Below are 20540 nucleotides of genomic sequence, written 5' to 3' on the forward strand. Positions count from 1 at the left end.
GGGTTCCGGGCTCATGTGCGCCTCCTTCGGAGGGCCTGGAGGTAGGCGAAGGCGATGAGCAGGTTGATCAGCAGCATGACCAGGGAGATCGCGGCGCCGAAGCCGAGCCGCCCCTCGCCGAGCGCGGTCCGGTACACGTAGGCGGACATGACCTCCGAGCGGTTCTCCGGGCCGCCCGCGGTGATCAGGAACGGGGTGAAGTCGTTGAACGTCCACAGGCTGACCAGCAGCAGGCTCGTCAGCACGTGCCTGCGGATCTTCGGCAGCACCGCGTCCCGCAGCGTCTGCCAGGTGGACGCGCCGGCCAGCCGCGCCGTCTCCAGGTGCGACGGCGGAACGTTCCCAAGGGCGGCGGTGTAGAGCATCATCGAGAACGCCGTGCCCCGCCAGATGTTGAACACGATGACGCAGGCCATCGGATGGTCGAGCAGCCAGGCCGTGCCGGGCGTGCCGAGCATCGCGTTGAGCGTCCCGCCGTCCCGGTCGAGCAGCGCGAGCCACAGGAACGCCACCACCGATCCGGGCAGGATCCAGCAGAGCAGCACGAGCGCCTCGACCGTCCGGCGGACGGCCGCCGGGCGCTCGCGCATCACCCACGCGATCGCGAAGCCGAGGACGGTCTGCCCGAGCACCGCCGATCCCCCGACGAACTCCAGCGTCAGCCACAGCGAGTTGTGGAACCGCCCGTCCGCGACGACATCGGTGTAGTTCTTGGCGCCGAGGAAGTGCGGATGCGTCGCCGCGAGGCCGGTCAGCCGGTAGTCGGTAACGCCCAGGTACAGCGTCCACAGCGCCGGGAACACCAGGAACACGACGATGAGGACGAGCGCCGGGGCGACGAACGCGGCCGCGCGCCGCCGCCCCAGCCCCACGACGTCGACCGCGGCGCTCCGGGTGGGCTCAGCCCGCGTTGACGTGTCCGGGGCCACCGACGATCCCCTCCAGCTTCTTGGTGTACTGCGCCGCCGCGTCGTCCGGGCCGTGCCCTGCCACCACGCTCGCCGTCGCCTCCTCCAGCGCCGTCGAGACCTGCGTGTACGCCGCGAGCCCCGGCCGGAACAGCGTGATCGGCAGCACCTTCTGCGCGACGAACGTCAGGAACGGGTCGCTCTTCAGCGCTTCGGCGTTCACGTCGTTCCGGGACGTCACCTCGGGGTTCCCGGCGATGCGCGCCTTCATCGCGTCCGCGCTGTTCAGGTAGGTCAGCAGGTCGAACGCCTGCTGCGGGTACCTGGTGTGCGGGTTGACCGCGGCGACCGACCCGCCGGACATGCTGACGAACGACTGCCCTCTCACCCCCTTGCCGGGAGCCATCGCCGGAATCAGGGCGTACCCGACGGACTGGTCGCGGTCGGCCATCTTGGCGATGCCGTCCTTCGGGTTCAGCACCGCGCGCCAGAAGTAGACGCCCTCCAGCAGGACGCCGATCTTGTTGGACGCGAACTCCTCGAACGACTTGTCCCGCCCCTTCGCCTCCTCCTGGAGCTTGCGGTCGCCGAGCCCGCCCGGTCCGTAGAGCTGCTGGTAGAGGCCGAGGACCTGCTTCATCGCCGGGCCGCCGCCGGTCCACTTGCCGCCGGAGTAGATCTCCGCGCCGGCGCCCGCGAGCAGCGGCAGCACGCCCTGCGTGGTGGTCGCCTCGCCCATCGCCGTGCCCGCGTTGATCTGGAGCGGCGTGACGCCGGGGAGCTTCTTCAGCGCCCGTCCTGCGGCGAGGATGTCGTTCCAGCTCGTCGGCTGCCAGTTGGCCGGTAGCCCTGCCTGCGCGAGCAGCTTCTTGTTGTAGAAGAGCACGCGCCCGTCCGTGCTGGGCGGGATGCCGTACCGCTTGAGTTGGAACGCTCCCAACTGCTGGACCGACGGGCTGATCTGGGACCAGCCGTCCCAGGAGTCCGCCCGCGGCCCGACCACGTCGGTGAGCGGCTTGATGTACCCCGCCTGCGCGAACTCGCCGACCCAGATCCCGTCCAGGCTGACGATGTCGGCCCCGGCCTTGGACTTCAGGTCGAGCGCGGTCTTGGTCTTGTACGCCTCGTCGTCCACGCCGTAGCCGTGGTAGACGACCTTGACGTGCAGGCCCTTGGCCTTCTCCGCCGCGACGAAGCCGGGGATGACGGTCTTGGTGACCCACTCCGCCTCGGCGCTGTTCTTGCCGCCGACGATGGCGTTGCGGGCGATCGTGAGGGTGAACGTCTTGGCCTTGGCGTTGCGCTGCGGATCGGTCGAGGACGAGCCGCCGCCGCAGGACGACAGGGCCGCGCCCGCCATCAGCACGGCGAGCGCGGCCGGAAGCGCCGGGCCGGAGCGGAACGGGTTGCGGCGGAAGGCGGGTCGGAGCGGTGAGCCTGGTCGGAGGAGTGAGCCGGGTCGGAGTGGGAGTCGGGCCGCTGCGGGCCGTCCGGGGATGTCCACGGTGACCTCCAAAAGGGCGTCACCGCTAACGTGACCGATGAGTCGAACGGCGTAAAGACCTATTCGATCATCGATTCGCCCGCCCGGCCGATCATGCGGTCCGAGCGCGGGCGATCACGCGGCCGCTGCGGCCGGTGCGCGGGCGATCACGCGGCCGGTGTGGCCGGCGCGCGGGCGATCATGCGGCCGGCGCGCGGGCGGTCACGGGTCGGTCTGCTCGGCCGAGCGCGCGGCGAAGGCCTCCATGGCCTTGCGGGTCACCGGTCCGGGCGCCGCTCGCAGGACGGTGTCGTCGACCTTCCTGATCGGCTGGACGTTCCTGGTCGTGGACGTCAGGAAGGCCTCCTCCGCCCGGTACAGCTCGGAGATCGGCACATCGCCCTCGACGCCGCCGCACCATTCGAGCACCAGCTCGCGGGTGATGCCCGCCAGGCAGCCGGCCTCCAGGGTCGGGGTGACCAGCTCGCCGTCCAGCACGACGAAGACGTTCGTGCCGGTGCCCTCGCACAGGTTCCCGGCGAGGTTGGCGAAGACCGCCTCGCCGCCGCCGCGCTCCTTGGCGTAGGCCAGCGACAGCGCGTTCTCGGCGTAGGACGTCGTCTTGAGACCGGCCAGCGCGCCGTGCTCGTTCCGCTTCCACGGCACCACGACCACGTCGGCGGTCTCCGCGAACGGCTTCTGCTCGGCCACGATGATCGTCGCCGTCGTGCCCTCCGTGCCGCGCTCGGAGCCGAGCGGCCCAACCCCGGAGGTGTAGGTGATCCGGATGCGGGCGAGCGGCATGTCCGGCGCGGTCTCCAGCGTCGCGCGGACGCCCTCGGCGAGCGCGGCCTCGTCCGGCGCGGGCAGGCCGAGCCCGGCGGCCGACCGCGCCAGCCGCCGCAGGTGCCGGGTCAGCGCGAACGGCTCCCCGTCCACGACCTTGACCGTCTCGAACACGCCGTCCCCGACCAGGACGCCGTGGTCGAACACCGACACCGACGCCTCATCGGGATCCAGCAGGGCCCCGTCGACCCAGACCTTCGCCCGCTCACCGCTCACCTGACGCCACCTCCAGCAGCCGAGCCGCCTTCAGCTCGGTCTCCCGCCATTCTCCCAGCGGGTCGGATCCCCAGGTGATCCCGGCCCCCGTCCCGAACTTCAGCAGGCCGTCCTCGGCCCAGAACGTCCGGATCCCGACGGCGAGCGCGCCGCGTCCGGCGTCCGCGTCCACCCAGCCGACGGCTCCGCAGTACGGGCCGCGCGGCACGGGCTCCAGCTCGTCCAGCAGGACCAGCGCGCTCTGCTTCGGCGCCCCCGTAACCGACCCGGGCGGGAACGTCGCCTCGATCAGCTCCGGCCAGCCCGCCCCCGGCTCCAGCTCGGCCTTCACCGTGGACACCAGGTGCACCAGCCCCGGGTGCTCCTCCAGTTCGAGCAGCCCGGGGACCTCGACCGTCCCCACCGCCGCGACCCGTCCGAGGTCGTTCCGGACGAGATCGACGATCATGACGTTCTCGGCGCGGTCCTTGTGCAGCAGCTCGGCCTCGGTGCGCGCGGTCCCCTTGATCGGCTTGGACGTGACCGTCCGGCCGTCCCGCGCGAGGTACAGCTCGGGCGACGCGGACGCGAGCGCCATCCCCGGCAGGCTCGCCGTCATCGCGTACGGCGCCGGGTTCCCCCTGGCCAGCCGCGTGCCGAGGCCGGCGATCTCGGCGTCCCCGGCCAGCGGCGCGGACAGCACCCGGCACAGGTTCGCCTGGTAGACGACGCCGTCCGCGATCGCCGCCCGGATCCGCTCGACGCCCCGCATGTACTCGTCCTGGTCCAGCGACGACCGCCACTCCCCGGGCGCGCGCCACGACCCGTCCGGATGCGGTGCCTCGCGCACGTCCTCGAACCGCGCGCAGGTGATCTTGCCCTCGTAGCTCACGACGACCGCCCACCAGCCGCGCCCGTCCAGCGCCGCCGGGTCGCTGGTCACCTCCGCGAGCCCGGTCGCCAGCATCCCTCCGACGTGCACGAACATGCCCCCAGTCTGCCGCCCGCCCGCCGGGCGCGGCACCCTGGGCCCGGCGCTCGCGGCAGGCCCTCAGCTGAGGACGCAGCCGAAGGAGTCGGCGAGGCCGCTGAGCCCCGCGCCGGTCACCGTGAGGGCGCGGCGCTCGCGGCCCCGCTCGAACCAGCCCAGCTCGATCAACCGGCTGGTCAGAGCCGCGCCGAGCGCGCCGTTGAGGTGCGGGCGGCGTTCCGTCCAGTCCAGGCAGGCCCCGGCGAACCTGCGCCGCCTCCGCCGCAGCGCGGGCAGGTCGAGCCCGATCTCCTCGAACCGGTGCTCACCCTTCTCCGTCGCCTCGTACGGGACGCCCGTCTCGACCGGACGCCCGCCGTCCGGCTCGATCATGCCGCCGTCCACCAGCGCGGCGAACAGCGCCACCCCAGCCTCGCCGGCGAGGTGGTCGTAGCAGGTCCGAGCCGTGTGCAGCCTTCGCGCCAGCTGCGACTGGCGCAGGCCCCGCACCTCGACGTCCGGGCTGATCCGGCTGAGCGCCTCGATCACCGCGGCGACCTCGTCCCCGGCGAGCCGGTAGTACCGGTGCCGGCCCTGCGCCACCACGCTGACCAGGCCGCCGTCCAGCAGCTTCGCCAGGTGCGCGCTCGCCGTCTGCGGGCTCACCCCGGCCGTCCGGGCCAGCTCCCCGGCCGCCAGCGGGCGCCCGTCCAGCAGCGCCGTCAGCATCGCCGCCCGCGCCCGGTCGGCCATCAGCGCCGCCACCGGGGCGATGTCGGAGTCATACGCCAAGCTCATGCCCCCGAGCCTAAGCGCCGGACACTTCGACCCCCATCGAACCGTCCCTGCATGATCTGTCGGCGTCCCCGGGAGGCCCGGGGGCACCGTCGCGTGTTCCGGAGGCGTCCTGCCGTAATCCGGTTTGGGGAAGCGGCGCTGACGCGCTAGTGTTCTCTCTGTCGCCGGGGGAACCCGGAGGGCACGCGGAAGTGGCTCAGGGGTAGAGCATCACCTTGCCAAGGTGAGGGTCGCGGGTTCAAATCCCGTCTTCCGCTCTGAGAGGCCTCGCACGGCCTCGCTCTGGTGGAGTGGCCGAGAGGCGAGGCAACGGCCTGCAAAGCCGTGTACACGGGTTCAAATCCCGTCTCCACCTCTTCGGGCGATTAGCTCAGTGGGAGAGCGCTACCTTGACACGGTAGAGGTCACTGGTTCAATCCCAGTATCGCCCACGTGGCGGGCCACCATGGTCGGCGCTCCGCGCCTTCCAGGGTGGCCCGCAATGCTTTCCTGGGGGACGACCCCCAGACCCCCGATGTGGGGGCTCCGCCCCCACGCCCCCCCTGCCGGCTCAGCAATGCGCGTTCGTGCTGGCGCTGCTGGCTCAGGGATGCGCATTCGTGCTGGTTGCGGCGGTAGCGTTTGGGACGTGAGCGCCACTCTTGTTGCTAAGGAACTTGCCGCGGGGCACGGGGACCGGGTTCTGTTCTCCGGGCTTGACTTGGTCGTGGCTCCCGGGGACGTCGTGGGGCTGGTCGGGGCCAACGGGGCGGGGAAGTCGTCGTTGCTGCGGCTCCTCGCCGGGGTGGACGCGCCGGAGGGCGGTTCGGTACGGCTCAGCCCGCCCAACGCGCTGGTCGGGTACCTGCCCCAGGAGCCTGAGCGGCGTCCGGGCGAGACCGTCGAGGACTTCCTCGGACGCCGGACGGGTGTGACGCAGGCTCAGGCCGAGCTCGACGCGGCGACCCAGGGCCTGGTCGACGAGGTCCCGGGCGCGGACGACGCGTACGCCGAGGCGCTGGAGCGGTGGCTCGCGCTCGGCGGTGCCGATCTTTCCGACCGGGCGGGCGAGGTGGCGGCCGAACTCGGGCTGAAGGTCTCGCTCGACCGTCCGATGACGGCCCTGTCAGGCGGGCAGGCGGCGCGGGCGGGCCTGGCGTCGCTGCTGCTGAGCCGGTACGACGTGTTCCTGCTGGACGAGCCCACCAACGACCTGGATCTCGACGGGCTGGAGCGGCTGGAGCGGTTCGTCTCCGAACTGCGGGCCGGGACCGTCCTGGTGAGCCATGACCGCGAGTTCCTGACCCGGACGGTCACCGCCGTCCTGGAGCTGGACCTCGCGCAGCAGCAGGTCAACGCATACGGCGGCGGGTACCAGGCGTACCTCGCCGAGCGGGAGGTCGCGCGGCGGCACGCGCGGGCCGACTACGAGGAGTACGCCGACAAGCTGTCCTCGCTCAAGGACCGGGCGCAGACGCAGCGCGCGTGGATGGACAAGGGCGTCAAGAACGCGCGCCGGAAGGCGAGCGACAACGACAAGATCGGGCGGAAGTTCCGGTCCGAGGCGAGCGAGAAGCAGGCGGCGAAGGCGCGGCAGACCGAGAAGGCCATCGAGCGGCTGGAGGTCGTCGCCGAACCGCGCAAGGAGTGGGAGCTGCGGATGGAGATCGCCGCGGCTCCGCGTTCGGGCGCGGTCGCGGCCACGCTGCGCGGCGCGGTCGTGCGGCACGGCTCGTTCACGCTCGGCCCGGTGGACCTGGAGATCAGCTGGGCCGACCGGGTCGCGATCACGGGGGCGAACGGCGCGGGCAAGACGACCCTGCTGAGCGCCCTGCTGGGCCGCGTCCCGGTGGACGAGGGCCACGCGTCGCTCGGACCGGGTGTCCTGGTCGGCGAGATCGACCAGGCGCGCGGGCTGTTCCTCGGGGACGACGCGCTGCTCGACGCGTTCGGCGCGGCCGTCCCGGAGATGACGGCCGCCGACGTCCGGACGCTCCTCGCGAAGTTCGGGCTGCGCGCCGACCACGTCCTCCGACCGGCCGGAACCCTCTCCCCCGGCGAACGCACCCGGGCCGCCCTGGCCCTGCTCCAGGCCAAGGGCGTCAACCTCCTCGTCCTGGACGAGCCGACCAACCACCTGGACCTTCCGGCGATCGAGCAACTGGAATCCGCACTCGACTCCTACTCCGGCACGCTCCTGCTCGTCACGCACGACCGCCGAATGCTCGACGCCGTCCGCACCACCCGCCGCCTCCAAGTCGAAAACGGCAAAATCGTCGAACTCTGACCCGCCGTGCGACGCGCACCGCCTGCCGCAGCAACCCGGCGCCTGAACCGGACGCTCCTAGAGCCTGTGCAGGCAGCCGCTCATGATGCAGCCCTCCGTGCGAGCCGTGCTCACGGACGGGTCGCCCGCGCAGCAAGACGAAGGATCCGGGTAGGGGACTCGCCGTTCGGCCAGATCGAGAGCCGATCGGCGGGCCACGCGTAGCTGGGCAGGCCGTCCTGATGGAGGTCGGCGACCCGCGGCTCGTCCAGCGACGCCGCGGAGAAGTGGTACAGCTCGGCAGAGCGCTGGTTGATCACCCCGTAGTCGAGCAGCCGGGGCAGCCCTCCCGCCGCATGGACGAGCGACTCGGCAGACAGTCCCACCAGCGGATACCGCTCCGGGAAACCCCGACGCAGATCGAGAAAGAACCCGACCGTCCCCTTGCGCGGATCCCCCAGCAGAGGACCGAGCCGCGCGAGCGGCCCAAGCGCCAATTTCGGCCGTGCGACCATCGCATGCGTATAAAGAACGCGCACGAGCGCGACGTTCATCATGAACCGCTCGGCAGGCAACTCCGCCAAGGCCAACGGCAGGTTTTCCAGATACCCCGCCACAACGCTGGCGTTATGCGCGCGGTACCAGGCCGCCGGCGACGGCCTGTGCAGAAACCGCTGCCACAGCACCACACGCGGATTGGACGACGGCGTCCCGTCCAGCAGAACGGCCTCGGTCTTGTCGCGAAGCAGGTGCTCGTTCACCGCACGCCACCAGGGACTCCCCGGCGGGTCGGCATCCGGCGGATTGAGCACCCCGCGCGCGATCGTCCACCGGAGAAAGCTCAGCTCAGCCCGTCCATACGCGGCATGCCGCCCCTGGTAGAACTCCGCCGCAAGGCGCAACCGCCCAGCCACCGCCCCCTCCCGGACGGCCCGAACCCTGGCGGCCGCCTCCACCGCAGCCCCTCTGTCTCCCACTCCCCCAGTCTGACAAACCCCGCCCCCTCCAACCCCCCACCGCGCTCCTCCCAAAGCCCCGACGGCCCCCAATCCCACCCACGCCCCCGACGACCGGCAGCACACCAAGCAACCCCGCCCATCCCCAGCCCGCGACCTCAAACACCATTTCCGCGTTCGCTGGGACGCCCCACGACGCGACCCCAGATACCGCCTCGCGCGCACTCTGAACACACGCACGCGAATGCCACCCTCCAGCACAGGCTCGTAGCGCCGCAGGAGCCGACCTCGCACCCGACCCTTCGGCGCGCTCAGGCACCGCGCCACGCACGCGACTCGGACGTACCCCCTCCCAACCGCCGCCTGCGGACGGTGCCCACAAGCGCCGTCATCACCCGACCCTCCAACATCAGCGCCACCGCACGCGCGGCCCACCTAACCTCTCCAAGCGCCGCCCGGACGGTGCCCACACGCGCGAACGCCACCCTCCCAAGCACGGCCCCGCACCACATCACCCCGCGGAGCCCGACATCACGCCCGCCGCTCAGGCATCACGTCCCGCCCTCGAACATCACCGCCACAGACGCGTCTCACTTACCTCCTCCCACGCGCCGCCCCGGACGGTGCCCAGGCGCGAGCTCGGACTGTGCTAGCGCGCGCTCGGTCCACGCCTCCGTGCTGGCTCCGACATCGCCCCGCGCTTGGGCGTCGCGCCCCGCGTGTTGGGCGTCGCGCCACGCAAGGCGGCTCGGACATTGCCCCACTTGCCGGGCGTCGCGCCCCGCGCGTTGGGCGTCATCGTTACGCAAGGCGGCTCGGATGTTGCCTCGCTCGCCGGGTTGGGAGGCTGGCGCGCTTTGGGTTCGGAACGCGCGCTCGCGTATGGGGAGCTCAGGGTGAGCTGCTGACTTGGTCGAGCGGGGCGACGGCGGCTGGTCCTGGGGGTGAGTGGTTTGAGCGGGACGGACGCCGTTGCTGTGGGGGGTCATCGGTCTCTTCTTGCGCGGGGGTGAACGCTCGCTCGTCGGGCGGTGTCGGGGGTGGGGTTGGCGGGGTGGACGGGGCGGGATTCGGGTGAGGGGTTTTCGGGGTTTTGTTCTTTGGCATTCGGGTCTTGTTCTTCCGCTCGTGCCCCATACGTGGCGATACTCCTCACGCTGTTGCGGTGGATGGAGGGAGTCACATGGGCATCGACGACCTGACACGGCGCGGGTTCCTCGCGGGGACGGCGGGGGCGGCCGCGGTGTTGGCGGCGGGCGGGGCCGAGGGCGAGGCGTCGGCGTCCACGCGCGCGCCCGTGGCGGCGCTGCCTGCACCGGAGAAGTCGGGCATCGACCACATCGTCGTCGTGATGATGGAGAACCGCTCCTTCGACCACTACCTCGGCTGGCTGCCGGGCGCGGACGGCAAGCAGGAGGGGCTGACCTTCACCGACGCCAAAGGCGAGGCGCACTCGACGCACCACCTGACGGTGCCGTGGGGATGCGGCTTCAACGACCCCGACCACTCGTACGCGGGCGGGCGCACCGAGTACAACGGCGGCAAGTGCGACGGCTGGCTGCGCGCCGGGGAGAACGACGTGTTCTCCATCGGCTACTTCAAGGGGCCGGACCTCGGCTTCCACGGGCACGCCGCGCGGGACTGGACGGTCTGCGACCGCTACTTCCCGGCGGTCATGTCGTCCACGTTCCCGAACCGGATCTTCCAGCACGCGGCGCAGACGGACCGGACGTCCAACACGTTCACGATCTCGCAGCTCACCACCATCTGGGACCGGTTGAAGGAGAAGCGCGTCTCCTGTCGCTACTACTTCAGCGACGTGCCGTTCACCGCGCTCTGGGGCCTGAAGCACCTGGACGTCAGCCGCAACATCGCCGAGTTCTACGCGGACGCGAAGGCCGGACGGCTCCCGGCCGTCAGCTTCGTCGAGCCCGGCTTCCTCGGCGAGGCGCTGCCCGGCATGTCCGAGGACGAGCACCCGCTCGCCGACATCCGGCTCGGCCAGCACTTCCTGAACAACGTCTACACGGCCGTCACCACCTCCCCGAACTGGCCGCGCACCCTCTTCGTGATCAACTACGACGAGTGGGGCGGCTTCTTCGACCACGTCCCGCCGCCGGCCGGGCCGGACCCGCGCCCGGACCTCGGCACCGGGCTGCGCGGCTTCCGCGTCCCGTGCCTGCTGATCTCCCCGCGCGCCCGGCGGCGCTCGATCGCGCACGAGGTCTACGACCACACCTCCGTCCTCAAGGCCATCGAGTGGCGCTGGGGCCTGAAGCCGCTCTCGGTCCGGGACGCCGCCGCCCGCAACATCGCCGAGGTGCTCGACTTCCACGCCAAGCCGAACCTGCACGCCCCGCAGTACAAGGTCCCGCGCCCGGACACCCGCGGATGCCTGGAACCCCATCCCCACACCGGCGACGACTGGCACGACCTGGCCGCCTACGCCACCCGCCACGGCTTCGCCTCCAAACCCCGCCACTAGGGCCTGTCTGACAAAAGATCGTGTTGGTCGGGGTTGGTCGGGGTTGGATGATCGTTGTGGTGAGACGTGGTGAGTTGACCGATGCGGCCTGGGCGCAGATCGAGCCGTTGTTGCCGCAGGGGGTTGGGCCGGGTCGTCGGTGGCGAGACCACCGGCAGGTGCTCAACGGCATCTTGTGGCGGTTGCGGACAGGGGCGCCCTGGCGGGATGTTCCCGAACGGTACGGACCCTGGCAGACCTGCTACGAGCGGTGGAAACGCTGGGACGAGGACGGCACCTGGCCCCGTCTGCTGGAGCATCTGCAGGTCAAGGACGACGCGGTCGGCCAGGTGGACTGGACCTTCAGCATCGACTCCTCCATCGCCCGCGCGCACCAGCACGCCGCCGGAGCCCGCAAGGGCGGGGCCCCGGAAAAGGGGGACCTTGCAGGGGACGATCAGGCAGGGTGATGATCAAACCACCCAAGCCGCGCAGGGGCTGGGTCGATCGCGAGGCGGCCTGACCACCAAGCTGCATCTGCTCGTCGACGGCCGTGGCCTGCCGATGGCCGTGCTGATCACCGGCGGGAACGTGCACGACTCGGTAGTGCTGGAGCAGATCCTGGCTCAGGTCAGGGTCGCACGGCCCGGCGGCGGGCACCCCCGCACCACCCCGGACGTGCTGATCGGTGACAAGGCGTATTCGGCCCGGCGGATCCGCGTCTACCTGCGCCGTCGCCGGATCCACACGGTGATCCCGCAACCCCGCGATCAGCAGGCCAACCGGGCCCGCAAGGGCAGTCGCGGCGGCCGGCCACCCACCTTCGACACCCAGCTCTACAAACAACGCAACGTAGTGGAACGCTGCTTCGCCAAGCTCAAGCAGTTCCGCGCGATCGCTACCCGTTTCGACAAGCTGGCCAGCCGCTACCGATCCGGCGTCCTGCTGGCCAGCCTCGTCCTGTGGCTCCGCCACCACGAATTGTCAGACAGGCCCTAACCCACCACCCCAAACCTCCCGACCCCGACTCCCGCACCCCCCGGTCCCGGCCCCGCCCCCGCCCCGGGGCCCGCCCCGGGACCCACGCCATGGCCTCCGGCCCCCGGGTTCCAGCCCCGGGTTCCGGCCCGCGGATTCCGGCCCCCGGGTTCCAGCCCGCGGATTCCAGCCCGCGGATTCCGGCCCCCGGATTCCGGCCCGTGGATTCCAGCTCCGGGTTCCGGCCCGCGGGTTCCGGCTCCGGGTTCCCGGTCCCAGTCCTGGCTAGGGGACGCCTTGCCTGAGTGCGGCTCCGTTCCGCCGGGGCCCGGAGGTGGGCCCCGGCATGCCTCGGGCGCCCGTCCCGGGCCGGTGTGGGTCCAGAGGCGCGGCCTCCCGGGCACAGCAGAGCTCTGCGCGGGCCAGGAGGAGCGGGCGCCCCACCCGGACGTGGCGTCGTTCGGGCGGGCTAGCGGGGGCTGGGGCACCTGGCGACATGGCTGATCAGCTCGCTCCGATGTCACACGCACTCGGAATCCACGCTAAAGTTTCCTTGTCGCCGCGAGGGACCGGCCCGAAAGGGAAGGCACCGAGCAGCACACGCGGAAGTGGCTCAGGGGTAGAGCATCACCTTGCCAAGGTGAGGGTCGCGGGTTCAAATCCCGTCTTCCGCTCTCCGGACCGCCCTGCTGGGCGGACGTTCCGGGCGATTAGCTCAGTGGGAGAGCGCTACCTTGACACGGTAGAGGTCACTGGTTCAATCCCAGTATCGCCCACCACGAAAAGGCCCCGTTTTCGGGGCCTTTTTCATGCCCCGGACCCGAAAGGATCACCTCTCCTCCTGGCGTGTCCGCCGTTTCGCGGTGCCTGTCGGCGCCGCTCCCTAAGATCATTTGGCATGGCCGCTCCCCTCACCCGCAGTTCCTGCCCTTCCGGGCATCTGTACGACTTCGATCTGGTCACCGTGGACGGGCGCCCGCTCGTCGTCGGAACCCCCGACCGTGATCACCGCGCCTTCACCTGGGACCCCGCCCGGGACATCTGGACGGAGCACACCCTCGCCAATCCCTGGTTCCACGATGAGGACGGCGACTACACCGAGATCACCTCGCTCGCCGCCGCGGTCGTGGACGGCAGGATCGTGATCGCCGGCGGCGGTGACCACCAGGGCTTCGCCCAGTGGGACCTGGAATCCGGCGCGGTCAGGCTGCACGCCCTGGACGGCGGGGTCGCTTCGGCGACCGCGGTCGACTTCGCCGGCCAGAGCCTCTTTGTCTACGGAGGAACGTCCGAGACGGCCGTCCAGGTGTGGGAGCCGACGGTGCCCAGGACCGGCGAATCGGCCGATCCGGGAGACCAGCCCTTCCCCCGCATCCTCCGGGTCGAGATCTGGGAGCTGTCCTCCCGCTCGCTGAGCGCCAGTGCCGTCGCGGGCGGCATGATCGACGATCAGCGCGTCGTCGTGGGCGGCGATCGCAGCGGCGGCGTGCTCCTGTGGGACATCGACGGCCGGCATCCCACCGCCCGGCTCGACGTGGACGGCGCGACACCGAAGGTCTTCGCCCTCGTGGACGTGGACGGCCGCGCGCACGTCGTGGCCGGCGGCGAACGGCTCATGCTCGGCGACCCGTCCACCCGCGAGTGGGTCGCCGCGGCCACACCCGAGGACACCGCGGCCACGCTCAGGGACAACGCGGCCACGCCCGGGGACGGCGCGGCCGCGCTCGGGGACGGGGCGGCCACGCCCGGGGACGGGGCGGCCGCGCTCGGGGACGGGGCGATCTCGTGCCTCACCGCAGCCGTCGTGAATGGTCGTCCGATCGCCGTGACCGGCTCGGAGGGCGGCAAGGTCCATGCCTGGGACCTGGCCGGCCGCAGGCTCGTCAGCCGCCAGGTGGGCGAGCACTCCCGCAGCGTGGACGGCGTCGCCATCACCGAGCTGGACGGACGTCCAGTGGTCATCAGCAACAGCCGCCGCGACGCGATCTGCGTCTGGCAACTGGCACCATGACACGCCCCGCATCAACACGGCTTCGTTGATCGGACGGCGGTCGCCGAAGGCTCGACGTCGGTCAAGGCGCGGCATCGGCGATGACCTTCCTGACATGGGACGCGGCCTCCGGGGCGAGGTCGATGGGGCGATGCACCATGGAGTTGTCCGCCGCCGTCGTGACCTTGTGGCCCGACTTCTCCATGGACGCGCGCAGCGCCCCGGTCGCGAGGTTCAGGAGCATCGCGCCCCGGACGGCGGGGCCCGCCACCTGGTTCTCCTCGAAGTCCTCGGCGAGGCGGCGGAACCCCCCGGCCCTGTCGAGCGGCGGGAGTTCGACCGCACCCGAAACCCGCGCGAGCTGCTCGTCCCACCGATCGTCCCATCGTGACCAGCGCCACCCCTCCCAGGCTCCGGAGGCGATGTCGAGGATCTGGTCGAGCGTGCCGGTCGTCCAGACCCCGGCCTCGCGGGACTCCAGGTCCAGGTGGACACCGGACGTCGGGAAGCGGGCGCAGGACGACACGGGCGTCCACCTGTCCAGGACGTCGAGAAGCCCTTCCGGCCCGTGCTCGATGACGTTCGCGCACCACGACCCGGGCGTGTAGGCCCGCACCACCCCTCCCCCGCCACGCGCCGCGCCTCTCCCGTCATGCGCCGCGCCTGCTTCGCCTTGAGCCGCGCCTTCGCCGTTTGGCGCCGCGCCTTCGCCGTTTGGCGCCGTACCCTCGCCGTTCCGCGCCGTACCCTCGCCGTTCCGCGTCGTGCCCTCGCCGTTCCGCGTCGTGCCCTCGCCGTTCCGCGTCGTGCCCTCGCCGTTGCGCGGGGCCGGGATTGGGGCGTCGGCCTCGGCAGGCTTCCCAGGCTCCCGGGGGTCGTCGCCGGACGGGCGGTGTCCGGTGATGGTGATCAGGCAGGCGGGTTCGGTCTCGTCGGCCGGGGTCATGCCCATCGGGGTGAGGGGCAGCTCGCGCGGGAGCGGCTCGTCCGGCGAGCGGCCCGGGAACGAGAAGTTCCGGAAGGCGCGCTCGAACTCGCCGACCGTCCGCAGATCGTCCGGCACCTTGAGGGTGCGGCGGGCGCGGACGGAGGCAGGGTCCTCCCCTACCGCGGCCACGATGTCGCCGAGGCCGTCGTAGGCCCACTCGACACGCCAGCCCGCCCAGGTGCGGGACAGCACGGCGAGCGCGGCGGCGCGGTGCGCGGCGTCGTGCACCCAGCCGAACCACAGCAGCCGCCGCCGGTCGTGGTCGATCAACGCCGCCCCGCTGCACATGGCGTCGTCGATCCAGCCGCCCGTCTCGGCCTGGAGCCCCGCGAACCGGGTCGCCTCGGCCGGGCCGGGCAGTAAGTCGGACACCATCGAGGCGCCGCCCCACTGCGAGTAGTACCGCTTCCAGGCTCCGGCCTGCTTGATCACGTAATGCGCTCGATCTCCCATGCCACGCACAGTAGTCGTTCGATTGCAGTGCGCTGACCCTGTCGAGAGGTTCTCGTGCCTCTTTCTTGGCCGCATCCGGCCAACCGACCAGTTGGGTCAAGGCGTCGCGGGGAAGGGGTGGCCAGCGGCCGGGGGACCGACCATCCTTCGGTGGAGGACGTCCAGCAGGAGGAGAGGACATGGCGGGAATCACCCAGCGGTCAGCGAAGGAGCCCCTGCTTAAGACGCGGTTCCTGTCCCACGGGACGCTGGAGGTGGTGGACCTCCAGGCGTCCCGGCGGTTCTACGAGGAGGTCCTCGGGCTGGAGGTGATCCAGCACGCTCCGATCGCGCTGATGGTGCGGCTCGGCGGCGACCACGTGTACGTGTGCGTCGAGACGCCGAAGGCCGCGCAGCACGAGATGCCGCTGCTCGGGCACAACGGGATCGACCTCGGGAGCCGCGAGGAGGTGGACGAGGCGCACGCGAAGATCTCGGCCGTCCGGGACGAGTACGGCATCCGGAAGATGACCAAACCGGTCGAGCAGCACGGGACCTACGCGTTCTACCTCCAGGACCTCGACGGCAACTGGTGGGAGATCTGCCACCTGCCCGACCGCGGCTACGCGTTCCGCTTCCGCGACGCCCGGCACGACCTGACCGGTCGCGACGTGTCGAAGGACGAGGCCGAGCGCGTCTTCAAGAAGGGCCTAGAGGAAATCGGCTGACCGGAGGCCGCCCCGCGGACGTTTCGTCTCGTCCTTGAACGCCTTGGCAAGGTGCGCGAGTCCTGCCTGAACGCGCTCGGTCGGGATGGCGCCGTAGCCGAGGACGACGCCTTGCAGCGAAACCTCATCGCCGTACTTCGCCAGGCTCTGAGCAGCAACGCCCCGCTCCCCGGCCCTGGCCAGCACCGACGGGATGTCGACTGAAACGTCCGGCTTGAGCACTGCGCACAAGTGGAGCCCAGCGGTCGAGGGGACGGGATCGAGCCACGCCGCGAGATCGCCCGCCAGCGCCTCAGCTATAAGTTCGTGGCGGGCGGCATAGGTACGTGTGGCCTTCCGGACATGCCGCGCCAGCTCCCCCGAGTCGATGAACCGGGCGAGCGCCGCCTGCGTGACGGGCTCGCCATGCCAGTCGGAGAGCCGTTTGGCCGCGCACAGCGCCGGACGCAGCGAGGCGGGCGCGACGAGGAACCCGACGCGCAGCATCGGCAGCAGGGTCTTCGAGAACGTCCCGACGTAGAGGACGCGTCCGGCGCGGTCGAGGCTGTGCAGCGGGTCGAGCGGACGGTCGGAGAAGCGGAACTCGCTGTCGTAGTCGTCCTCGACGATCACGGCGTCATGGCGTCCGGCCCAGTCGAGCAGCGCCGCCCGGCGCGCCAGCGACATCGGCGTGCCCAGCGGGAACTGGTGCGAGGGCGTCACATGCACCAGACGGGCACCGTCCGGAAGCGCCTCCACCTCAAGCCCCTCGCGATCAACCGGAACGGGCACGACACGCGCACCGAGCGACCGAAACAGATCGCGCACCGGCGGATACCCCGGATCCTCCACGGCCACGATGTCACCCGGCTCGACCAGGACGCGTCCGATGAGATCGAACGCCTGCTGAGCGCCCTGAGTCACCACCACGTCGTCGCCCCGCGCGCGCACGGACCGCGACAGGCCAGTAGACCGAGCGATCGCCTCGCGCAATCCATGGTGTCCAGCGGGGGCTCCGTAACCAGCGGTCCGGATCGTCGACGCGCGCCACTCCGCCGCTAGCAGCCGCCTCCAAACCGGTAGCGGAAACAGCGCCGCATCAGGCTTCCCCATACGAAAGTCATAGGTCGGCGCCTCGGCATCGTCCGACGCTTCGACAAGCCCGTCCCAGACCGGGCGCGGCCGAATCGCACCTTCCGGGACGTCCCGGACGTGCCCCACTGGCGCCTGCCCCACGTACGTACCGGACCCGACGCGCGCCACAAGCAGCCCCTCGGCGGTCAGCCGCTCATAAGCCGCGGAGACGGTGTTGCGCGAAACGTTCAGCCGACGGGCCAGCTCCCGCGTCGGCGGCAAACGCTCGCCAGGACGCAGGCGCCCGTCCAGGATCGCGTCCAGAAGCTGCCGGTGGATGCGGGACGCGAAGTCCCCCGGACCGTCCAGGCTGATGTGCAGGTCGATCGCGATTGGCCCATCGGGGTAGGGGAGAATTGGCACTACTGCGCGCCAATCGTAGAGCGTTGACTGGGGATCAACGAAACCTGAACGACCTTGGAGCGCCCCCTTGACCACCGTCGACATGTGGTTCGACCCCAAATGCCCGTGGGCCTGGAACACCTCGCGCTGGCTGCTGGAGGTGGAACGCGTCCGCGACGTGGAGGTGCGCTTCCACGTCATGAGCCTCTGGCTCCTGAACGACGGCCGCGAGGTGGACGACTGGTACCGGAACTGGCTGGCCGACACCCTCGGCCCCGTCCGCGTGGCGATCGCCGCCGAGCAGAAGTACGGCCCGTCCGTCCTGCGCGACCTCTACGACGCGCTCGGCAACCGCATCCACCACGACAAGACGCCGATCGGCCGCGACCTCTATGTGAGCGCCCTGACCGAGCTCGGCCTGGACCCCGGCCTAGCCGACGCCGCCGACTCCCCCGAGCACGACGAGGCCCTACGCGCGAGCCACCACGCCGGCCTCGACCCGGTAGGCGAGGACCTCGGCACCCCCTCCATCCACGTCCCGGGCCCGGACGGCAAGGTCAACGCCTTCTTCGGCCCCGTCGTCACCCCCGTCCCCCGAGGCGAGGACGCCGGCCGCCTCTGGGACGGCGTCCTCCTCGTGACAGCCGCCCCCGGCTTCTACGAACTGAAACGAGGCCGCACCGAATCCCCCAGAGTCAACTGACCCGCTCCCTGACAACACGGGGGCGGGCCCGTTCCGGGGGGGGAACGGGCCCGCGAGGGGTAGGGGTCAGTGGGCGGGGACGGTGTCGGTCGGCTGGGTCTCGGCGGCGGGGGCCTTGTCCTTGGGGGCGGAGCCGCGGAGGGGGACCTCCTTGATGAACCAGGCGGTGACGAAGGCGAGGGCGGCGAGGATGGCGCCGCCGATGGCGACGCCGTGGAGGCCGCTGGTGACGCCGGCCTCGAAGGCGTTGCGGATGTTCGCCGGGAGGGTGTGCAGCATGGCCGGGGTGATGTGGGCGCCGCCGGAGGCGATGCGGTGGCCGGCCGCCGCGCCGAGCTGGTCGGACGCGACGCTCTCCAGGCGGTGGGTGTAGATCGAGCCGAGGAGCGCGACGCCCAGGGAGCCGCCGATGGTGCGGAAGAGGGTGACCGCGCCGCTGGCCGCGCCCATGTCGCGCAGCTCGACGCTGTTCTGCGTGACCAGCATGCTGATCTGCATGATGAAGCCCATGCCCAGGCCGACGCCCAGGGTCAGCATGGAGCTGGTCGCGGTGGAGGTGTGGACGGTCAGCATGAGCAGGACGAGCATGCCGCCGGTGAGGACGGCGCCGCCGATGATCGGGTAGATGCGGTAGCGGCCGTTGCGGGTGATGAGCTGGCCGGTGGTCAGCATCACCACGAGCATGCCGAACATCAGCGGGAGCAGCAGCAGGCCGCTGTTGGTCGGGGACGCGCCCTGGACGTTCTGCATGTACTGCGGCAGGAAGTTCACCGCGCCGAACATCGCGGCGCCGACCAGGAAGCTGAGGATCTGCGCGGCGGTGAAGTTGCGGCTGCGGAACAGGCGCATCGGCAGGATCGGCTCGGGGACGCGGTTCTCGGCGAACACGAACGCGACCAGGGCGACGACGCCGACGACGCCGAGCGCGATGATCTGGACCGAGGCCCAGGGGTACTCGCTGCCGCCCCAGCTGGCGACCAGGGTGATGCAGACGACGCCGATGGTCAGCAGGGCCGCGCCGATGAAGTCGATCTTGGCCTTGAGGCGGCGCGAGTGCAGGTGCATGCCGAAGCCGGTGACCAGCAGGGCGACCGCGCCGATCGGGACGTTCACGTAGAAGGCCCAGCGCCAGCTGAAGTGGTCGGTGAGGAAGCCGCCGAGCAGCGGGCCGCCGACGAACGCGACCGGCATCATGCCGCCGATCATGCCCTGGAACTTGCCGCGCTCGCGCGGCGGGACCAGGTCGCCGATGATCGCCATCGCGCCGACCATCAGGCCGCCCGCGCCGAGCCCCTGCAGCGCGCGGAACCCGATCAGCTCGTTCATGTTCTGCGCGAGGCCGGACAGCATCGAGCCGGCCAGGAACAGCACGATGGACGACATGAACATGCCCTTGCGGCCGTACAGGTCGCCGAGCTTGCCCCAGATCGGGGTCGCGGCCGCGGCCGCCAGCGCGTAGGCGGTGACGACCCACGAGAGGTGGGCGAGCCCGCCGAGGTCACCGACGATGGTCGGCAGCGCGGTGCCGACGATCAGGTTGTCCAGCATCGCCAGGAACATGCCGAGCATGAGCCCGAAGATGCCGATGTAGATCTGGCGCTGGCTGTTGGCACCGCTCTCCCCGGCGGTCCCCGCCGCCGGGGCCGCTCCCGGCCCGCCCGCGGCGGGCGGCGCGGCCTGCCCGTTTGCTGCCTGCGACATCGCTAGTCTCCCCTGGAGGACGGATTCTCACTTACTTGCCGTCCGGCTAGTTTGCTTACCTGTCGTACGGTAAGCTCTCAACTAGCCGGTCGTCAAGTAAGTTTGGGGTATTGGAGAGATCATGGGCGGACGACGAGGCGACACCCGGGAGCAGATCCGCAAGGTCGCCCTGGAGCTGTTCGCCGAGCAGGGGTACGAGAAGACCTCGCTGCGCGAGATCGCCGAGCGGCTCGGGGTGACCAAGGCCGCCCTCTACTACCACTTCAAGACCAAGGAGGACATCGTCTCCAGCCTGTTCGCCGAGGTCGGCGAGAAGGTGGACGAGCTGCTGGCCTGGGCGGCGTCCGAGCCGATGACGCAGGCCCGCCGGGTGGAGATCCTGGACCGCTACGCCGAGATCGTCCGCGGGCCGGCCGGCGACCTGATGCGCTTCATGTCCCAGAACCAGCAGGAGATCCGCGACCTCAAGCCCGGCGAGGAGGCGCGCGAGCGGTTCCGCCGCCTCGCCCGCGTGCTGGGGAACGAGCAGGACCCGGTCGCCGACCAGCTCCGCGCCCGGCTGTCCATCATGTCCCTGCACATGAGCGTGTTCCTGATGGGCGACATGGACATCTCCGACGACCAGCGCCACGAGGCCGCCCTGCAGATCGCCAAGGAACTGCTCAGCGGGCGTCCGAACAACGAGAAGTCCGCGAACTGA

16 protein-coding genes and 5 tRNA genes are annotated in these 20540 nt (G+C 71.0%); 12 read left to right on the forward strand and 9 right to left on the reverse strand.

Annotated features, from left to right (window positions below; genetic code table 11):
• Positions 1 to 11 precede the first annotated feature (11 nt).
• The 5 genes from FHU30_RS23165 to FHU30_RS23185 all read right to left on the reverse strand — a co-directional run bounded on the left by FHU30_RS23165 (position 12) and on the right by FHU30_RS23185 (position 5200).
• Complete coding sequence (locus FHU30_RS23165) at positions 12 to 929, reverse strand: carbohydrate ABC transporter permease (protein WP_253878651.1); 918 nt, start codon at positions 927 to 929, stop codon at positions 12 to 14.
• Positions 901 to 2412, reverse strand: a complete 1512-nt coding sequence (locus tag FHU30_RS23170; protein ID WP_253878652.1) for an extracellular solute-binding protein — start codon at positions 2410 to 2412, stop codon at positions 901 to 903. Before FHU30_RS23170 ends, FHU30_RS23165 begins: the two co-directional genes overlap by 29 nt.
• A 201-nt stretch (positions 2413 to 2613) precedes the next feature.
• Positions 2614 to 3453, reverse strand: coding sequence for an aminotransferase class IV (locus tag FHU30_RS23175; protein WP_253878653.1), 840 nt, complete (start codon positions 3451 to 3453; stop codon positions 2614 to 2616).
• Positions 3443 to 4420 carry a chorismate-binding protein gene (locus FHU30_RS23180; protein WP_253878654.1) on the reverse strand — a complete coding sequence of 326 codons (978 nt, stop codon included), beginning with the start codon at positions 4418 to 4420 and terminating at the stop codon, positions 3443 to 3445. Before FHU30_RS23180 ends, FHU30_RS23175 begins: the two co-directional genes overlap by 11 nt.
• A gap of 63 nt (positions 4421 to 4483) precedes the next feature.
• Positions 4484 to 5200, reverse strand: a complete 717-nt coding sequence (locus tag FHU30_RS23185; RefSeq protein ID WP_253878655.1) for an ArsR/SmtB family transcription factor — start codon at positions 5198 to 5200, stop codon at positions 4484 to 4486.
• A 185-nt stretch (positions 5201 to 5385) separates the two neighbouring features.
• On the opposite strand from FHU30_RS23185, the gene FHU30_RS23190 reads away from it, so the two are divergent.
• The 4 genes from FHU30_RS23190 (at position 5386) to FHU30_RS23205 (ending at position 7466) form a co-directional block, all read left to right on the forward strand.
• A tRNA-Gly gene (locus FHU30_RS23190) sits at positions 5386 to 5457 on the forward strand.
• 27 nt (positions 5458 to 5484) lie between these two features.
• Positions 5485 to 5555, forward strand: a tRNA-Cys gene (locus tag FHU30_RS23195).
• Positions 5556 to 5559: 4 nt separating this feature from the next.
• A tRNA-Val gene (locus FHU30_RS23200) sits at positions 5560 to 5631 on the forward strand.
• Between the two features lie 197 nt (positions 5632 to 5828).
• Positions 5829 to 7466, forward strand: coding sequence for an ABC-F family ATP-binding cassette domain-containing protein (locus FHU30_RS23205; protein ID WP_253878656.1), 1638 nt, complete (start codon positions 5829 to 5831; stop codon positions 7464 to 7466).
• Between the two features lie 110 nt (positions 7467 to 7576).
• On the opposite strand, the gene FHU30_RS23210 is transcribed toward FHU30_RS23205, so the two are convergent.
• Complete coding sequence (locus FHU30_RS23210) at positions 7577 to 8359, reverse strand: hypothetical protein (protein ID WP_253878657.1); 783 nt, start codon at positions 8357 to 8359, stop codon at positions 7577 to 7579.
• 1225 nt (positions 8360 to 9584) lie between these two features.
• Here FHU30_RS23210 and FHU30_RS23215 point away from each other — a divergent pair.
• The 5 genes from FHU30_RS23215 (at position 9585) to FHU30_RS23235 (ending at position 13854) form a co-directional block, all read left to right on the forward strand.
• On the forward strand, positions 9585 to 10886 hold the full coding sequence (locus FHU30_RS23215; RefSeq protein ID WP_253878658.1) for an alkaline phosphatase family protein: 1302 nt from the start codon (positions 9585 to 9587) through the stop codon (positions 10884 to 10886).
• Positions 10887 to 10945: 59 nt separating this feature from the next.
• A protein-coding gene (locus FHU30_RS23220; protein ID WP_372503842.1) for an IS5 family transposase occupies positions 10946 to 11864 on the forward strand; the annotation gives its coding sequence in 2 pieces (ribosomal slippage) (positions 10946 to 11295 and positions 11294 to 11864; 921 coding nt in all).
• Positions 11865 to 12445: 581 nt separating this feature from the next.
• A tRNA-Gly gene (locus tag FHU30_RS23225) sits at positions 12446 to 12517 on the forward strand.
• 30 nt (positions 12518 to 12547) lie between these two features.
• Positions 12548 to 12622 (forward strand) — tRNA-Val (locus FHU30_RS23230).
• A 119-nt stretch (positions 12623 to 12741) separates the two neighbouring features.
• Positions 12742 to 13854 (forward strand): WD40 repeat domain-containing protein, encoded by a 1113-nt coding sequence (locus tag FHU30_RS23235; protein ID WP_253878659.1) that lies wholly within the window; start codon positions 12742 to 12744, stop codon positions 13852 to 13854.
• A gap of 61 nt (positions 13855 to 13915) precedes the next feature.
• Here the strand turns inward: FHU30_RS23235 and FHU30_RS23240 are convergent, their stop codons facing one another.
• Positions 13916 to 15274, reverse strand: a complete 1359-nt coding sequence (locus tag FHU30_RS23240; RefSeq protein ID WP_253878660.1) for a hypothetical protein — start codon at positions 15272 to 15274, stop codon at positions 13916 to 13918.
• Between the two features lie 179 nt (positions 15275 to 15453).
• Here FHU30_RS23240 and FHU30_RS23245 point away from each other — a divergent pair, with 179 nt between their 5' ends.
• The gene (locus FHU30_RS23245; RefSeq protein ID WP_253878661.1) at positions 15454 to 15981 is read left to right on the forward strand and encodes a VOC family protein; all 528 of its coding nucleotides are present in this window, start codon (positions 15454 to 15456) and stop codon (positions 15979 to 15981) included.
• On the opposite strand, the gene pdxR is transcribed toward FHU30_RS23245, so the two are convergent.
• Entirely contained in the window at positions 15964 to 17541 is a 1578-nt protein-coding gene (gene pdxR, locus FHU30_RS23250) for a MocR-like pyridoxine biosynthesis transcription factor PdxR (RefSeq protein WP_253878662.1), read from the reverse strand. The two genes, FHU30_RS23245 and pdxR, sit on opposite strands and share 18 nt — an antisense overlap.
• Here pdxR and FHU30_RS23255 point away from each other — a divergent pair.
• Complete coding sequence (locus FHU30_RS23255; protein WP_253878894.1) at positions 17540 to 18139, forward strand: mycothiol-dependent nitroreductase Rv2466c family protein; 600 nt, start codon at positions 17540 to 17542, stop codon at positions 18137 to 18139. The two genes, pdxR and FHU30_RS23255, sit on opposite strands and share 2 nt — an antisense overlap.
• Positions 18140 to 18205: 66 nt before the next feature.
• Here FHU30_RS23255 and FHU30_RS23260 read toward each other — a convergent pair whose 3' ends face one another.
• Positions 18206 to 19840 (reverse strand): MDR family MFS transporter, encoded by a 1635-nt coding sequence (locus tag FHU30_RS23260; protein ID WP_253878663.1) that lies wholly within the window; start codon positions 19838 to 19840, stop codon positions 18206 to 18208.
• 121 nt (positions 19841 to 19961) lie between these two features.
• On the opposite strand from FHU30_RS23260, the gene FHU30_RS23265 reads away from it, so the two are divergent.
• Positions 19962 to 20540: a TetR/AcrR family transcriptional regulator gene (locus FHU30_RS23265; RefSeq protein ID WP_253878664.1), complete on the forward strand. Its 579-nt coding sequence runs from the start codon at positions 19962 to 19964 to the stop codon at positions 20538 to 20540.

It is taken from the genome of Actinomadura rupiterrae, from assembly GCF_024172125.1.
In the GTDB taxonomy this organism is placed as follows: Bacteria; Actinomycetota; Actinomycetes; order Streptosporangiales; family Streptosporangiaceae; genus Spirillospora; species Spirillospora rupiterrae.

What these genes read in the sequence shown, in the direction of transcription:
- FHU30_RS23185 (WP_253878655.1), bottom strand. Translation starts at nt 5,200, where the DNA reads ATGAGCTTGGCGTATGACTCCGACATCGCCCCGGTGGCGGCGCTGATG.
- pdxR (WP_253878662.1), bottom strand. Translation starts at nt 17,541, where the DNA reads ATGTCGACGGTGGTCAAGGGGGCGCTCCAAGGTCGTTCAGGTTTCGTT.
- FHU30_RS23265 (WP_253878664.1), top strand. Translation starts at nt 19,962, where the DNA reads ATGGGCGGACGACGAGGCGACACCCGGGAGCAGATCCGCAAGGTCGCC.
- FHU30_RS23180 (WP_253878654.1), bottom strand. Translation starts at nt 4,420, where the DNA reads ATGTTCGTGCACGTCGGAGGGATGCTGGCGACCGGGCTCGCGGAGGTG.
- FHU30_RS23240 (WP_253878660.1), bottom strand. Translation starts at nt 15,274, where the DNA reads ATGGGAGATCGAGCGCATTACGTGATCAAGCAGGCCGGAGCCTGGAAG.
- FHU30_RS23235 (WP_253878659.1), top strand. Translation starts at nt 12,742, where the DNA reads ATGGCCGCTCCCCTCACCCGCAGTTCCTGCCCTTCCGGGCATCTGTAC.
- FHU30_RS23260 (WP_253878663.1), bottom strand. Translation starts at nt 19,840, where the DNA reads ATGTCGCAGGCAGCAAACGGGCAGGCCGCGCCGCCCGCCGCGGGCGGG.
- FHU30_RS23245 (WP_253878661.1), top strand. Translation starts at nt 15,454, where the DNA reads ATGGCGGGAATCACCCAGCGGTCAGCGAAGGAGCCCCTGCTTAAGACG.
- FHU30_RS23215 (WP_253878658.1), top strand. Translation starts at nt 9,585, where the DNA reads ATGGGCATCGACGACCTGACACGGCGCGGGTTCCTCGCGGGGACGGCG.
- FHU30_RS23255 (WP_253878894.1), top strand. Translation starts at nt 17,540, where the DNA reads ATGTGGTTCGACCCCAAATGCCCGTGGGCCTGGAACACCTCGCGCTGG.